The following is a 16,241-nucleotide window of genomic DNA, read 5'->3' as shown; positions in this document are numbered from 1 at the left end:
GTCACAGGTTTACGGTTTCGGTCGCCATTTGCAGAGCCGAGTCGATGTCCACTGCCACAATACGCGAAACGCCCTGTTCCTGCATCGTCACACCGACCAATTGTTTAGCCATCTGCATCGCTATTTTATTGTGTGAAATGAACAGAAACTGCGTTTGATCGCTCATGGCACTCACCAGGTTCGCATAGCGCTCGGTATTGGCATCGTCCAGCGGTGCATCCACCTCGTCGAGCAGGCAGAACGGCGCCGGGTTGAGCTTGAACAACGCGAACACCAACGCCGTCGCCGTGAGCGCTTTTTCGCCCCCCGACAGCAGGTGAATCGTGCTGTTGCGCTTGCCGGGCGGCTGCGCCATGATTAGCACGCCGGCATCGAGAATCTCGTCGCCGGTCATGGTGAGCTTGGCTTCGCCGCCGCCAAAAAGGCGCGGGAACAACTCGCCGAAGTGGCCGTTCACGGTGTTGAACGTCTCTTGCAACAACTCCCGCGTTTCGCGATCGATCTTGCGAATGGCGTCTTCAAGCGTTTCGATGGCCGACAGCAGATCGGCGTGCTGCGCATCCAGATAATCCTTGCGCTCGCGCGACGCCGTCAATTCGTCGAGCGCGGCAAGGTTCACGCTGCCCAGCGATTCGACTTGGCGTGAAATGCGCGCGACTTCCGACTGCAGCCACTGCGTGCGACGCCAGTCTTCCGTCTGGGCGCCGATCATGTCGGCCAGGGCCACGCGATCGACTTCGCGCGCATCCAGTTGCTCGGTGAACTGCTGCTCAGCCAGGCGCGACGCTTGTTCCTGCAACTGCAACTCGGTAATACGCGCGCGGCGCGGCTCGACCGACATTTCCTGACGCATGCGTTCTTCGTCGGCCGTGCGCAGCTCGGCGGCCAGATTGTCCATTTCGATGCGCGTGCGGGCCAGCGCCTCTTCGCGCTCGGCGCGCCCTTCCAACGCATCCTGCAGCCCGGCCTGGGCAGCCGAGGCGTCGAGCTCCTCGAGCTCCGACAGCAGTTGCTCAAGCTCCGTGGCACCGCGTTGTGCCTGATCGGTCGCCAGTTGCTGATTGCGCTGCAGGTCGTTGATCCGGACCTGCACACCGCGCTCGGCGAACTCCGCCTCTTGCGCGGCACGTTCCAGATCGCGCAAGCGCGCACGCGCGGCTTCAGCATCCGCTGCCAGCGCTTCGCCGCCGATCTCGGCATCCGAAAACGCCGATTGATGGTCGCCCAGTTCCATATCCAGCGTTTCGAAGCGGGCCTCCGCCTCTTCACGCGTGGCGCGCAGCTCTTCTTCCTGGCCTTTGATTTCCTGCAGATCGTCGTTCAGGCGGCGGGCGCGTTCACCCGATTGCTCGGCTTGCTGTTGCAGGCGCGAGTGCTCGAGCTGGATATCGTGCGCGCGGCGCGTGACTTCAGCCACGCGTTGGCGGGCCGGCCCGATCGCCTGCCCCACCTGTTGCCACGCGACTTCGGCGCGCGCCACCGCCGACCGCGATTGATCGGCGATCAATTGCTTGGCCTTGATTTCGCGCTGCAGGTTTTCGATCTCCTGCTGGCGGGCGAGCATGCCGGCCTGCTCGGAATCGGCTGCGTAGAAGCGCACGCTGTGCGCGTCGACGATATGCCCCGCCTTGACGGCATAGCTCGCGCCTTCGGGCAACGCCGCACGCCCCGCCAGAGCCTGCTGCAAACCGTCTGCCACAAAAACGCCGCGCATCCAGTCGTTCATCAGTGTGCGCAAATCCGCATCCGCGATGCGCAACACGCTGGTCAGCGGCGTCAAGCCGGCCGGTGCGGGCACCGCGGCGCCGGCCACCGGCACTTGATAAAACGCCAGGCGCGCGGGCGGCGCATCGTCGGCGAAGGCCCGTGCCCAGTCGAGGTTGCGCACCTCAAGGGCCGACAACCGCTCGCGCAACACGGCCTCGAGTGCCGGCTCCCAACCGGGCTCCACATGCAGCTTCTGCCACAGCCGTGAGAGACCCGTGAGTTCGTGCTTGGCCAGCCAGGGTTCGAGGGCACCTTGCTTCTGCACATCCTCCTGCAACTTGACCAGCGCCGTCAGCCGCGCTTCAAGGCGGGCCAACGCTTGTGCGTCTTCCTGTGCGGCGGCCTGCGCCCGCGCGCGCTCGGCATCGGCTTCGGGCACACGCGCTTCAAGCGTGGCAAGCTCGCCCTGCGCCGCTTCCAGTTGATCCTCAGCCGCCAACCTGTCACCGCCAAGCTGCTCGAGCCTGATGGGATCGGGCGCATGCAACTCGCGCAATTCCTGTTGAAGACGCTCGCGCCGCTGTTCGAGCACCTGGATCTGACGATCGGCGTCGCGTTGCGTCTGCGCAGCAAGCGCCAGATTCTGCTCCACGCGCGCCAGCCCGGCCCGCATCGCATCGCGCGCAACGGCCGCCTCGCGCACTTTGGTTTCGACAGCAGGCAATGCGGCTTGCGCGTCTTCGGCCCGGGCACGCGCTTCTTCGGTGCGCGCAGCTCCCGTGGCCAGATCCTCTTCGGCCTGTGCGATTTGCTCGGCGCAATGCTCGCGCTGCGAGGTCCACTCGGCAATCTGTGCCTGCAATTGATCGCGGCGCATCTGAACGCGATTGCGCGATTCGACCACGTGGCGAATTTCGGCTTCGAGACGGCTCACCTGCGCATTGGCTTCGTACAGGCCGCCTTGTGCCGCATGCAGCGCATCGCTGGCGGCGTAATGCGCCTGGCGCCGCGACTCGACCGCTGCTTCGCCGGCCCGCAAGCCCGCAATCGCCCCCTCGAGCTCGGTTTGCGCCTGATCGATCTCGCGCGCCTTGCGTTCGCGTTCCTCGCGGGCGGCCACTTCTTTCAGGAACCACAAGGCGTGCTGCTTGCGCTCGCCATCGCCTTGCAGATCGCGATACTGCCGCGCCACTTCGGCTTGCGCCTCGAGCTTTTCCAACTGCGAGCCCAGCTCGCGCAAGATGTCGTCGACGCGGGTCAGGTTCTCGCGGGTGTCCGACAGGCGATTTTCAGTCTCGCGGCGGCGCTCCTTGTAGCGCGACACGCCAGCGGCCTCTTCGAGAAAGACGCGCAGCTCTTCAGGGCGCGACTCGATCAGGCGGTTGATCATGCCCTGCCCGATGATGGCGTAACCCTTCGCGCCCAGGCCCGTACCCAGAAAGATATCGTGAATGTCGCGACGGCGAACCTGTTGATTATTGACGTAATAGCTGCTGGTGCCGTCACGCGTGAGCACGCGCCGCACGGCCAGCTCGGCGTAGGCGCTCCATTGGCCCACAGCCCGGCCTTCGCTGTTGTCGAAGACCAGCTCGACGGACGCTCGGGCCGCGGGCTTGCGATGGCCCGAACCGTTGAAAATCACGTCCTGCATCGACTCGCCGCGCAGCTCCGAGGCTTTCGCTTCGCCCAGCACCCATCGCACAGCGTCGATGATGTTGGATTTGCCACAGCCATTGGGCCCGACCACGCCCACGAGCTGGCTCGGTACGGGAATGACGGTCGGGTCGACAAAAGACTTGAAGCCGGCGAGTTTGAGTTGGGTAAGGCGCACGGGCGGTTTCGGTCGTAAAAATGGTCGAAAATCGCGGAACTGCCGCGTTATTTTGCAGAACGGCCCGCGAGGGGCCGGTGTCGCGTCGTATGATACCCCACGCGATACGGCCAACGGGCGCCTGACGACCCGGCTGATCGCGAGCCGCGCGTGGGGCGCGGTAAGCAGCCGCTATACTCATTGCGATCTGAGCAATGGCGCGGGAAACCGGTCTCAGGCCCGATTGTCATAACGGGCCGTTAATGTGGGGGCATCTTTGAAACGAGGCTTTTTTCTAGTGATGGCCGCCCAGGGGTTTTCATCCTTGGCGGACAATGCGCTTTTCATTGCGGCAATCGCGCTGATCCAGGAACTTCACGGTCCGGATTGGATGGCGCCGATCATGAAGTGGTCCTTCGCGCTGGCCTATGTGGTGCTGGCGGCATTCGTCGGCGCTTTCGCGGACTCGTTCCCGAAAGGCCGCGTGATGTTTGCGACCAATGCGCTCAAAGTGGCGGGCTGTCTGCTGATGTTCGCCTATGCGAGCCTCGGCATTGCGCCCGAATACCAAACCTACTTCGTGGTCGCAGCCTATGCGGTGGTCGGCGTGGGCGCAGCCGCCTATTCGCCTGCCAAGTACGGCATCGTCACCGAGATGCTGCCTCCGGCCATGCTGGTCAAGGGCAATAGCTGGATCGAAGGCCTGACGGTGCTGTCCATCATCATGGGTACTGTGGTGGGCGGCGCGCTCATCCATCCCACGGTGTCGGGCTGGCTGCTGAGCCATCCGTGGATCAGCGCCTTGGTGCACTCGCCCGCCGAGGCCGCCATTCTGGTCATCGCGGTCGTGTACCTGCTTGCGGCGCTGTGCAACCTGCTGATCCCGAACACGCATGTGCGCTATCCGCCGCAGCAGCGCAATCCGGTCAAGCTGGTGCGTGCGTTCAACGGCTACGTGAAGATTCTCTGGCGCGACAAGCTCGGCCAGATTTCCCTCGCCGTCACCACGCTCTTCTGGGGCGCCGGGGCCACGTTGCAGTTGATCGTGATCGAGTGGGGCCGGGCGCACCTAGGCTATCGCCTCGACCAGGCCTCGCTGCTGATGGGCGTGGCGGCCGTAGGCACGGTGATCGGTTCGATCCTGGCCGGGCGGATTCCGTTGCGCCGAGCGTTGTCGGTGCTGCCGGTCGGCGCGCTGATGGGCGTCGTGGTGCTGATCATGCCGTTCGTTTACTCTCCGCCTTTCGTCTACATCACGCTTCTCGTGATCGGCGGACTGGCGGGATTCTTCGTCGTGCCGATGAACGCCCTGCTCCAGCACCGCGGACACGTGCTGCTGTCGGCAGGTCATTCCATCGCCGTGCAGAACTTCAACGAACAGTTGAACATTCTGCTGATGGTGGCGGTGTATACGTTCATGCTGTGGATGAATCTGTCGATCAACGTCGTCATCGTGATTTTCGGCCTGATCGTGGCGATCCTGATGCTGATTTTCATGCGCTGGAGCCGCCGCAATCTCGAGCGCGACCCCACCCTGCACGATCAGATCGGACAGGAAGGTCACGGCAAGGCGTTGGACAACGCCCCGCATTGAGCCTGACGGATTGTCAGCAGCAACGAAAAGGAGCGCCTCGGCGCTCCTTTTTTCCAGAGGTATTCGCGACGATCTGCACGCTTGGGCGTTTTGCTGTGGCGTTTTGCGCTGCCGTTCTGCGTCGGGATTCAGCGTTGGCCTTCTACGGCACGGTTCTGCGCCGGCACCCTACGTTATCCAGCCACGCTTGACCCAAGCGACACGCGCTAGTGCGGCGCGCGCAGATGCTGAGCCGCCAATTGCAGATCCTGCCAGGCCCGGGCTTTTTCGGCCGGACTGCGCAGCAAATAGGCCGGGTGATAGCTCACCACCACCGGGATCTCCCGCCCATCCTCGCCTTTGAACGCATGTACTTTGCCGCGCAATTGCGCGATCGCCGAATCGGTGCCGAGCAGCACCTGGGCAGCAAAGCGGCCCAGCACCAGCAGTCCCGCCGGTTGCACCAAGGCGATCTGCCGCATCAAGTAAGGACTGCACGCCGCGATCTCTTCCGGCTTGGGATTGCGGTTGCCGGGCGGCCGGCACTTGATGACATTGGCGATGAACACATCGTCGTTTCGGCTCATGCCGACGGCACGCAGCATGGCGTCGAGCAACTGCCCCGAACGGCCGACAAACGGCAAGCCTTCTCGGTCCTCCTGCTCGCCAGGAGCCTCGCCCACCACCATCCACTTGGCCTGTGTCGCGCCTGCGCCATACACCGCATGACGCCGGCTTTCGCACAGACCGCATGCCGTACATGCCTCGACCTGCGCCTGAAGCGTGGCTGCATCGGCCTGCGCTATCGGCGAATCGGGGGCCGCCGCGCGCACCAGAGGCGTGCCAGCCGTTTTACCCGCCGGCGCGGACATTGGCATGGCCACATCGCCGTCCAACGGCGCTGCCGCCCGCTGAGCGAGCGCAGCGGCATGGGCAGGCGTGTTCGTTTCTGACGGCGACGCAGCGTAGTCGGCAGCACGATCTGGCGGCGAGCCATCGGACGCGGCAGCGCGCGTTTCAGCGGTTCGCAGTATGCCGCCATCAACCGGCGCCTGAACGGCTTCTTTTGCCGCCGCGTGCGGCCGCGCCTCTGGGCCAGGGGCGACGGCGACGCGTGCAGTCGAATTGGACACGGATGCCCGTTGCGCAGCAGCCAACGCCTCACCGGGGCCCGCGGCAGGCGCGGAGACGACTGCGCGCTCAGGCAGCATCGGCGCAAGAAACGCGCGATCGATGCCGAGTTCGCGCAACCACAATCGTTGCGTGCCGGTGAGCCGGGGGGGCGCAGGGGTGTGAACGGGGGTGTGCTCAACCATGAGGTACCGGGGCATGCGCAAGCGTCTTCTTCATGACGATCGCATCCTCGCGTTGTTGATGGGGAGCTGGATAATAGCCCTTTCGCACGCCGATCTGCGCAAAGCCGTGCCGGGCATAGAAGGCGAGCGCGCCTGGGTTGGAAGGCCGCACTTCGAGCAGGATGGCAGGCAGCCCACGGTTCGCGGTGCGTGCCATGCACCACTCCAGGATATAGGTGCCGACCCCTTGCCGATGACGGCTGTCGTCGACGGCAATCACCAGCAAATGTGCCACGTCAGGCGCCATCATCAGCAAACAGAATCCCAGCAGGGCTTGCTCGTCGCGCACCACGCAAGCGTCATAGCCTGCTTCCAATGCATCTGCGAAGTTGCCGCGTGTCCAGGGAAACTGCTGCAATCGGGCTTCCAGTTGCGCCACATCGTCGAGATCGGCAGGCGTCATGGCCCGTGCGGAATACGGCGCGGCCCCACCGCGCGGTTGCGCCTTCGGATTACCGCCCAGTCCGGCCTCACGTTCTGCCGTCGTGTAGGCGACCTTGTCGCGCACGTAACGCGGCATCGCCGCCGAGGGATCGATCGCCTCCCCCCGGCCCCAGGCCGCCTGCGCCAGGTACGCCACGCTGTCGGCATGCGGTCGCGCAGCCGGCGCCAGGCGCCAGGCCTCGGGCCACGCCAGCCGGTCGCCATAAGCCGTCCAGGCATCGCCCGTCAGGATGGGACGCATACCGGCCGTGACGCCGGCATCGGTGGCCGCCCAGGCAAACAAATCATCGGCAGCGATAAGCGTGGGTTGCGCCAAGGGCCTCAATACGATTTCGGATCTGGCCGCAGTGGAAGCGGCATCCGCCCCCTCACCGGTCACGACCGGCGCGCCTGAGGGCGCCTGGCGACGATAAGCCGCCACGTACATCTCCCCCATGCGCGCGTCCAGCGCCACCACAATCACGTCGCCTTCCTCGGCCGGCGTGGCGTGCGCCACGGCAAGATGCGACACCACGCCGATGACCGGTATGCCCAACGCCAGCCCGAGGCCTTGCGCGACGCCGCACGCCACGCGAAGCCCTGTGAATCCACCGGGGCCCTCGCCAAAGGCAACCACGCGCAAATCAGACCGATTTACGCCTGCCTGCGCCAATAACGCATCCGCCATCGGCAATAATCGTTCGGCATGCTCGGCAGTACCGTCATGTTCGGCGCTGTAAAGGGTGGCGGAGCCGGCCGCATCGGCGGTCAGCAACGCCACGCTGCAGAGCGACGACGACGTCTCAAGGGCAAGAAGGGCAAATGTCATGCTCGGATTGTACGAAAAGCCCGAACTTTCCTCTCACACACGTTTCCTCCTATTTGTCACCATTCACACGGAGGATTTCAACTGATCCGAGCAATGTGTAATATCTTGTGAACAGGCACTAGCCGCTCAAACTCGCCACTGTTACATTTCCGGCCATGAATACGCAAAACACCCCCCCGACTCGCAAAATCCTCGTCGTAGACGACGATCCGCGCTTGCGCGACCTGCTCCGGCGCTATTTGTCCGAGCAGGGTTTCAACGTGTTCGTCGCCGAAGATGCCAAGGAAATGGGCAAATTGTGGCAGCGAGAACATTTCGACCTGCTGGTTCTCGACCTCATGCTGCCCGGCGAAGATGGCCTGTCCATCTGTCGGCGCCTGCGGGGGGGCCACGACAACACGCCCATCATCATGCTCACGGCCAAGGCCGAAGAGATCGACCGAATCGTCGGCCTCGAAATGGGCGCGGACGATTATCTGTCCAAGCCTTTCAATCCGCGTGAGCTGCTGGCGCGCATCAACGCCATTCTTCGCCGCCGCGGCACCGAGGAGCACCCCGGCGCCCCGAGCCAGGAAAACGAGTCGATTGCCTTCGGCCCGTATACGCTCAACCTGTCCACTCGTACGCTGACGCGCAATGGCGAGCAAGTGCCGATCACCACCGGTGAATTTTCGGTACTCAAAGTATTTGCCCGTCACCCCAAGATCCCGCTCTCGCGTGACAAACTCATGGAACTCGCACGAGGCCGGGAATACGAAGCGTTCGACCGCAGTCTGGACGTTCAGATCTCCCGCTTGCGCAAGCTGATCGAACCCAACCCCTCGAAGCCGGTTTTCATTCAAACGGTGTGGGGCCTCGGCTACGTTTTCGTACCGGACGGTGGTAGCTGATCTTCCGGTCCGCTAGACTCGCGGGCCCGGCAATCGCCGGCCCCTCTTGTCTTGAAGCGATGACATCTTGACTTCACGTCTCAAACTCGGCCTTTTCGGCCGGACGTTTTTGCTCCTTGCCGCCCTGATGCTCGTTAGCCTCGGCGCCTGGCTCCAGGTTTTTTTCAGTATGGAGTTGGGCCCGCGCGCGAACCAAATGGCGCAACGGGTCGTCACGGCTGTCAATATCACGCGCACTGCGCTGGTCTACGCGCAAAGCGAAGAGCGGAGCAAGCTACTGCTCGACCTGGCGACCAATGAAGGCATCCAGGTCTATCCGCGCGAGCTCACCGACTTCGCCGAGCCCTTGCCAGACGATCGCTATTGGCAACGCGTGGCTGAAAACATCCGATTCCGCTTCGGCCCTGAAACGCAGGTTGCATGGGGTGTCAACCAGGTTCCGGGGTTCTGGGTCAGTTTCAGCATCAACGACGACTTGTTCTGGTTGGTTTTCGAACGCGAGCAGATAGGATTGACCGGCGGCATCGAGTGGCTGGGCTGGGGCGCAACCGCCCTTCTCCTATCGCTCGTGGGCGCGGCGGTGAGTGTGGGCTTCGTCAATCGCCCGCTCTCACGGATCGCTCGCGCCGCCCAGGTGCTGTCGCGCGGCGAGAACCCGTCGCCGTTGCCCGAAAACGGGCCACGCGAAATTCGCGATCTCAATAAATCCTTCAATCGCATGGCCCGCGACTTACGGCAGACGGAAGCCGATCGCGAGCTGATGCTGGCGGGGATCTCGCATGATTTGCGCACGCCGTTGGCGCGCATGCGGCTTGAAATCGAGATGAGCGGGGTGTCGGAAGAAGCGCGCCAGGCGATCGATGACGATCTCGGCCAGATCGACCACAGTATTGGACAGTTGATGGAGTATGCGCGGCCTGCCGGCACGCTCCCGCAGTTGGCCACCGACGTATCGACGGTCTTGAACGATCTGCTGGAGCGCGAGCGCGCCATGGCGGATATGCGTGGCGACGAGCTCGACAGCGACATCGAACCGGCCTTGCGCGCGCGCATCACGGCTCTTGATCTCAAGCGTATCGTCACCAACTTGATTGAGAACGCACGCCGCTACGGCAGATCCGAAGATGGCGTTTTGCGTTTGTCCACGACCTTGGTGAACGAGGGCAACATGCTCTTCATCGACGTGGCGGACCGCGGCCCCGGCATCGCGCCGCAGGATGTGGAACGCTTGCTGCGGCCGTTCTCTCGCGGCGAGGCAGCTCGCACCGGCGTAAGCGGTGCGGGTCTCGGATTGGCAATCGTCGAACGCCTGCTCAAGCATGTCGGCGGGCAGCTTCGATTGCTGCCACGCGAGGGCGGCGGATTGCGGGCACGGATAGAGTTACCCAAAGCCAAGGTTAGGAATTTTCAATTAGACAGCGAGTTTCAATAGCGTAGAATTACCTCCATGGCGTCAGGGATGGGTTTACCCCACCTGGCACTGCGCTTTACTCACCCAACACCAGGAGTCCAAATGAAAACCGTAGGCGATAAGCTCGAACCCTTCAAAGTTTCCGGCGTGAAGCCTGGCTTCAACCAGCACGAAGAAAACGGCGTTTCGGCGTTCGAAGACATCACCGAAAGCTCGTTCCCCGGCAAGTGGAAGGTCATTTACTTCTACCCGAAGGACTTCACGTTCGTGTGCCCGACCGAAATCGTCGGCTTCAATTCGTTGGCCAAGGATTTCGAAGACCGCGATGCCGTGTTGCTCGGCGGCTCGACCGACAACGAATTCGTCAAGCTGGCATGGCGTCGTGAACATCCCGACCTCAGCAAGCTGGGTCACTACCAGTTCGGCGACACGACCGGTTCGCTCGTCGACCAACTCGGTATCCGTGACAAGGCCGCTGGCGTTGCACTGCGCGCGACGTTCATCGTCGATCCGGACAACACGATCCAGCACGTGTCGGTGAACAACCTGAACGTGGGTCGTAACCCGGAAGAAGTCCTGCGTCTGCTGGATGGTCTGCAAACGGACGAACTGTGCCCTTGCAACCGCACGGTTGGCGGCGGCACGCTGTAATCTCAAAGGCCTGGCTTGCCGGGCACTTGAAGCCCGGTTCGCCGGGCTTTAATTGGACAAAACAATAGGAAAAAACTATGGCACTGCTCGATTCGATTAAAGAACAACTGCCCGACTGGGCCAAAGATATCCGTCTGAACCTGGACGCCGTCGTCAGCCGCTCCACACTTTCGAGCGAAGACGCACTGGGCACCGCGTTGGCCGCCGCATTCGCCGCCAAGAGCCCGCTATTGGTCGAAACGTTCAAGAGCGCCCTGTCGGAAACCGATGCCAATGCCGCGCTGACCGCCGCCGCACTGATGGGCATGAACAACGCCTGGTATCCGTACGTGGAAATGACGGGCGACGCGCAGTTGAAGAGCCTTCCGGCCCAATTGCGCATGAATGCCTATGCCAACCACGGCGGCGTCGAGAAAAAGCGCTTCGAGCTGTTCGCATTGGCCGCATCCGTTATCGGCAAGTGCCATTTCTGCATCCAGTCGCACTACGAACTGCTGAAGAAAGAAGGCTTGACCGTTGAACAGTTGCGCGACGCCGGCCGGATTGCCGCGGTTGTGAACGCCGCCGCACTCGCGCTGGCAGCACAGGGCAAGTAAGCCTCACAAGTGCATAGCGGCGTCTCGGTACCGAGACGCCGAGAGCGGACACGTCAGTGCCGTTCGATCTTGTTTGCGAAGCACTCGCGCCGGTTTGCGGCGCGGGTGCTTTTGTTCATCTCCGATTCGCCACGCGATAAGACGTGCGATTTACGCGCGTGTGATCAATGCCACAACCGTGGCGGCAATCCCTTCCTTGCGACCCAGAAAGCCCAGGTGTTCGTTGGTTTTGGCCTTGACGTTGACCGCATCCGGCGCAATGCCAAGATCGGTGGCGATGTTGGCGACCATGGCACTCGCATGGGGGCCGATCTTCGGTGCCTGCGCATGCACCGTGGCGTCCACATTCACGACGGACCAGCCCTGCTCGGTCACGCGCCGCATCGCTTCACGCAGCAGCACGCGGCTGTCGGCGCCCAGGTAGGTGGGATCGGTGTCCGGAAAGTGCCGGCCGATATCGCCCAAACCGGCCGCCCCGAGCACGGCATCGGTAATGGCGTGCAGCAGCACATCCGCATCCGAATGGCCCGCCAGACCCTGCGCATGCGGGATCGTGACGCCGCCGATGATCAACGGCCGACCATCAACCAATGCGTGCACATCGAACCCCTGTCCCACCCGAAAAGCTGCGCTCATAACCATTTTTCCATTAATTCGAAATCGTCCGGCCACGTGACCTTGAAATTGCGTGCCGATCCCAGCACCAGTTGCGGGGCGTATCCCGCCGCCTCGATGGCCGATGCCTCGTCGGTCACGACCACGCCTGCCCGATCCGCGGCATGCAATGCGGACTGCAGCATACCTGCCCGGAACATCTGCGGGGTCTGAGCGAGCCAGAGGCCTTCGCGCGCGAGCGTCGACGCCACCCGCAGGGGGGACACCTCGGCCGGCGATCGCGTGACAATGTTCTCGCCGGCCGCCACTTGTGTCGGACACGCGTTCATCGGCGCCTGCACTACGGCAGAAGTTGCGGCCCGCTTCACGGTGTCGGGTACCGGCATCGCCAGCAGGCCGCCCACGGGATCGTGCACACAGGCATCGATCAAACGCGCCAGCGCATCGGCCGGCAAGCCGGGGCGCGCGGCATCATGCACCAGCACCCACGCCTCGTCGGCCAGCGCGGCGTCAGCCAAGGCGCGAGATACTGTGGCGGCGCGGGTGGGCCCCCCGCAAGGCCGGATCACACAGCGGTCCAGGCCGGCCAACGCGTCGGCCGCCCAGCCGTCATCGGGCGACACCGCCACGCGAACCTCGCTCACGCGCGGATCGGCCAGCAGCGCCTGCACCGCATGACGGAGCATCGGCTGGCCGGCCAGGCCGCGATATTGCTTAGGAGATGCGTCGCCCTGGGCGCGCTGCGCCCGGGCGCCAACGCCCGCAGCGGGCACAATGCAGATAATCGATTGAGACATAGCCCGGTGATTTTATAATCAACATCCTCATGCCCGCCTCCTCATCTCTCGTTTTGCCCATCACCGCGCTTCCCGTCACCGCCAAGACGCTTACCGCCCTCAAAATCGGCACCCGTCATGCGCAGCCCAGACCGCCCGGTTCGGGCGATGCCTGGCTGCTCGCCGATCTGGCGCGGCAAGCGCGAGCGCCGATCGTCATCCTGACGGCCGACCCGCTCGAAGCCCAGCGTCTGGCCGACGAAATCCATCTGTTTGCGCCCGGGCTGCGCGTGCGCCAGCTGCCCGATTGGGAAACGCTCCCGTACGACGCTTTTTCGCCGCATCAGGATCTGATTTCCGAGCGGCTGCAAACGTTGCACGCGCTGATGCAGCAGGGCGTGGATGTGCTCACCGTGCCGGTCACGACGGCCCTGTACCGGCTGCCGCCGCCCGCCTTCCTCGCCGCCTACACCTTCGCCTTCAAGAAGGGCGACAAGCTCGATGAGGCGGCCTTGCGCGCGCAGCTGACGCTGGCGACCTATACGCACGTCACGCAGGTCACCGCGCCGGGCGAATTCTGCCTGCGCGGGGGGTTGATCGATCTGTTCCCGATGGGCTCGGTGCTGCCCTACCGGCTGGACTTGTTCGACGACGAAATCGAATCGATCCGTGCATTCGATGTGGATACCCAGCGCAGCCTGTATCCCGTCAACGACGTTCAACTCTTGCCGGGCCGCGAATTCCCGATGGACGAAGACGCGCGCAATCATTTCCGTGCGCGCTTTCGCGAGGTGTTCGAGGGCGATCCGTCGCGTGCCCTGCCCTACAAGGATATCGGCAGCGGCATCGCTTTCGCCGGCGTCGAGTACTACCTGCCGCTGTTCTTCGAACAAACCGCCACGCTGTTCGATTATCTCGACGCCGGCACCATCACCGTCACGCATGGCGATATCGACGATGCCATCCAGCGGTTTTCGCACGACACGATCAGCCGCTATCAGTTTTTGAAGGCCGACCGCGAGCGCCCGGTCTTACCGCCGCCCGAACTCTTTCTCGATGCCGAGGGCCTCTTTGGACATTTGAAAGCATTTCGCCGGCTGGCCATGACCGCCGCCGAGCCGCGTGAGGACATCGTTGCCCCGCCCGACGTGAGCGTGGCGCGCCGGGCTGAAGATCAGGTAGCGAAGTTGCGCGCCGTGCTGGCGCGCGGCGACCAGCGGTTGCTGCTGTGCGCGGATTCCGCCGGGCGACGCGAAACGCTCGTGCAGATGCTTACTGATCAAGGTCTGCCGCCCGAAGCCCAATACGACGACATCGATGCGTTCATGTCGCTGGACGCACGCTTCGCGCTCGTGGCCGCGCCCCTGAACCTGGGCTTTGCGCTCACTGACGCGCACGTCGCCTTCATTACCGAAAACGACCTTTATCCGGAGCAGGCGAGCAGCTCGCGCCGGGCCCGTCGGGCGCAGGAAGGCGCCAGCAACGTCGAAGCGATGGTGCGCGACCTGTCCGAACTGCGCGAGGGCGACCCCGTCGTCCATGCACAGCACGGGATTGCACGCTACTGCGGCCTGGTCAATATGGACCTGGGCGAAGGCGTCACCGAGTTCCTGCATCTCAAGTACGCCAACGACAGCACGTTGTATGTGCCGGTGGCGCAACTGCACGTGATCGCGCGCTACAGTGGCGCCGACCCCGATGCCGCACCGCTGCACCATCTGGGCTCGGGCCAGTGGGACAAGGCGCGCCGCAAGGCCGCCAAACAGGTGCGCGACACGGCCGCCGAATTGCTGGAGCTGTATGCCCGCCGTGCCGCCCGCCAGGGGTTTTCGTTCAAGTTGCCCATCGGTGACTATGAGACGTTTGCCGAAGGCTTCGGCTTTGAAGAGACGCCCGATCAGGCTGCTGCGATCGGTGCCGTGCTGGGCGACATGACCTCCGGCCGTCCGATGGATCGCCTGGTTTGCGGCGACGTCGGTTTCGGCAAAACCGAAGTGGCTTTGCGCGCGGCGTTTCTCGCGATCGCCAACGGCAAGCAAGTGGCCATCCTGTGCCCCACCACGCTGCTGGCCGAGCAGCATGCCGCAACCTTCTCCGATCGCTTCGCCGATTGGCCGGTCAAGGTGGTCGAACTGTCGCGATTCCGCTCGGCCAAGGAAATCACCGCGGCCATCGCCGGCATCAACGACGGCACGATCGACATTGTGATCGGCACGCACAAGATTCTGTCGAAGGACGTGAATTTCAAACGTCTGGGATTGGTCATCATCGACGAGGAACATCGTTTCGGCGTGCGTCAGAAAGAAGGCTTGAAGGCGCTGCGCGCCGAAGTCGACGTGCTGACCCTCACCGCCACGCCAATTCCGCGCACGCTCGGCATGTCGCTCGAAGGCATCCGCGACTTTTCCGTCATCGCCACGGCCCCGCAGAAGCGGCTGGCCATCAAGACCTTTGTGCGCCGTGAAGACGGCAGCACGATCCGCGAAGCGCTGCTGCGCGAACTCAAGCGTGGCGGGCAGGTTTATTTCCTGCACAACGAGGTCGACACCATTCACAACCGCCGGGCGCGGCTCGAGGAACTGGTGCCGGAGGCGCGGATAGCCGTGGCCCACGGCCAGATGCCCGAGCGCGAACTCGAGCAGGTGATGAAAGGCTTCTATCAGCAGCGCTTCAACGTGCTCCTGTGCACGACGATTATCGAAACCGGCATCGACGTTCCCAGCGCCAACACCATCGTGATTCACCGTGCCGACCGCTTCGGTCTGGCGCAGTTGCATCAGTTGCGGGGCCGTGTGGGGCGCTCGCATCATCAGGCATATGCCTATTTGATGACGCCGGGCGAAGACGCCATTACCAGCAACGCCAAGAAGCGCCTCGAAGCGATCCAGGCGATGGAAGAGCTGGGCTCTGGCTTCTTCCTGGCCATGCACGATCTCGAAATTCGCGGCACCGGCGAAGTGCTGGGCGACTCGCAATCCGGCAATATCCAGGAGATCGGCTTCTCGATGTACAACGAGATGCTCAACGAGGCGGTACGTGCGCTCAAATCCGGCGAGGAGCCCGATCTGGATGCGCCGTTCAATGCCGCATGCGAAGTGAACCTGCACGCGCCCGCGCTGCTGCCCTCCGACTACTGCCCGGACGTTCATGCGCGTCTGGGCGTGTATAAACGTCTGGCGCACGTGAAAGACGAAGATGCGCTGATCGGCATCCAGGAAGAATTGATCGACCGCTTCGGCAAGCTGCCGGATCCGGCGCGCACGCTGATCGCCACCCATCGCCTGCGTCTGGAGGCCGTGCCGCTGGGCATCGTCAAGATCGACGCCAGCGAAACGCAGGCCTTGCTCCAGTTTGGCCCCAAGCCGGCCATCGATCCGATGCGCATCATCGAACTCGTGCAGAAGCGGCGCGACATCAAACTCGCGGGGCAAGACAAGCTGCGTGTGGAGATCAAAGGCCAGCAGGTGCAAGCTCGCGTGGATGCCGTGCGCGTCGTCTTGCGTGCGCTCAAATGACGGCCGGGCCATGACAATGCGCGGGCCAGACAGGACCATGGCGCGGTCGATGCCGACATGGGCACCTCAGCGTGACCCAGCGACGATGCG

Annotated in this window: 11 protein-coding genes; 6 read left to right on the top strand and 5 right to left on the bottom strand. The window is 63.5% G+C overall.

From position 1 onward, the window contains the following. Position 1: 1 nt before the first annotated feature. Positions 2-3,538, bottom strand: a complete 3,537-nt coding sequence (smc, locus tag EYW45_RS09070) for a chromosome segregation protein SMC (protein ID WP_161135035.1) — start codon at positions 3,536-3,538, stop codon at positions 2-4. A gap of 256 nt (positions 3,539-3,794) precedes the next feature. On the opposite strand from smc, the gene lplT reads away from it, so the two are divergent. Beyond that, positions 3,795-5,111: a lysophospholipid transporter LplT gene (gene lplT, locus EYW45_RS09065; RefSeq protein ID WP_161135034.1), complete on the top strand. Its 1,317-nt coding sequence runs from the start codon at positions 3,795-3,797 to the stop codon at positions 5,109-5,111. 206 nt (positions 5,112-5,317) lie between these two features. On the opposite strand, the gene EYW45_RS09060 is transcribed toward lplT, so the two are convergent. Beyond that, positions 5,318-6,406, bottom strand: a complete 1,089-nt coding sequence (locus EYW45_RS09060; RefSeq protein WP_235938995.1) for a uracil-DNA glycosylase — start codon at positions 6,404-6,406, stop codon at positions 5,318-5,320. Beyond that, positions 6,399-7,697, bottom strand: coding sequence for a tRNA (adenosine(37)-N6)-threonylcarbamoyltransferase complex dimerization subunit type 1 TsaB (gene tsaB, locus EYW45_RS09055; RefSeq protein WP_161135033.1), 1,299 nt, complete (start codon positions 7,695-7,697; stop codon positions 6,399-6,401). Before tsaB ends, EYW45_RS09060 begins: the two co-directional genes overlap by 8 nt. Before the next feature lie 155 nt (positions 7,698-7,852). On the opposite strand from tsaB, the gene risA reads away from it, so the two are divergent. From risA to EYW45_RS09035, 4 genes are all read left to right on the top strand, one after another. After that, positions 7,853-8,587 (top strand): response regulator transcription factor RisA, encoded by a 735-nt coding sequence (gene risA, locus EYW45_RS09050; RefSeq protein WP_161135032.1) that lies wholly within the window; start codon positions 7,853-7,855, stop codon positions 8,585-8,587. Between the two features lie 64 nt (positions 8,588-8,651). Next, entirely contained in the window at positions 8,652-10,019 is a 1,368-nt protein-coding gene (locus EYW45_RS09045) for an ATP-binding protein (protein WP_456238877.1), read from the top strand. Positions 10,020-10,100: 81 nt separating this feature from the next. Beyond that, complete coding sequence (locus EYW45_RS09040; RefSeq protein ID WP_161135031.1) at positions 10,101-10,649, top strand: peroxiredoxin; 549 nt, start codon at positions 10,101-10,103, stop codon at positions 10,647-10,649. 77 nt (positions 10,650-10,726) lie between these two features. Beyond that, complete coding sequence (locus tag EYW45_RS09035; protein ID WP_161135030.1) at positions 10,727-11,245, top strand: carboxymuconolactone decarboxylase family protein; 519 nt, start codon at positions 10,727-10,729, stop codon at positions 11,243-11,245. 150 nt (positions 11,246-11,395) lie between these two features. Here the strand turns inward: EYW45_RS09035 and ispF are convergent, their stop codons facing one another. Beyond that, positions 11,396-11,881 (bottom strand): 2-C-methyl-D-erythritol 2,4-cyclodiphosphate synthase, encoded by a 486-nt coding sequence (gene ispF, locus EYW45_RS09030; RefSeq protein ID WP_161135029.1) that lies wholly within the window; start codon positions 11,879-11,881, stop codon positions 11,396-11,398. Continuing rightward, positions 11,878-12,657 carry an IspD/TarI family cytidylyltransferase gene (locus EYW45_RS09025; protein WP_161135028.1) on the bottom strand — a complete coding sequence of 260 codons (780 nt, stop codon included), beginning with the start codon at positions 12,655-12,657 and terminating at the stop codon, positions 11,878-11,880. Before EYW45_RS09025 ends, ispF begins: the two co-directional genes overlap by 4 nt. A gap of 29 nt (positions 12,658-12,686) precedes the next feature. Here EYW45_RS09025 and mfd point away from each other — a divergent pair, with 29 nt between their 5' ends. After that, positions 12,687-16,151 (top strand): transcription-repair coupling factor, encoded by a 3,465-nt coding sequence (gene mfd, locus EYW45_RS09020; protein ID WP_161135027.1) that lies wholly within the window; start codon positions 12,687-12,689, stop codon positions 16,149-16,151. Positions 16,152-16,241 lie beyond the last annotated feature (90 nt).

The organism is Schauerella aestuarii (genome assembly GCF_009866805.1).
Taxonomy (GTDB): domain Bacteria; phylum Pseudomonadota; class Gammaproteobacteria; order Burkholderiales; family Burkholderiaceae_B; genus Schauerella; species Schauerella aestuarii.
The sequence above is the reverse complement of the archived record's forward strand: the minus strand, read 5'-3'. Positions and strand labels throughout refer to the sequence as shown.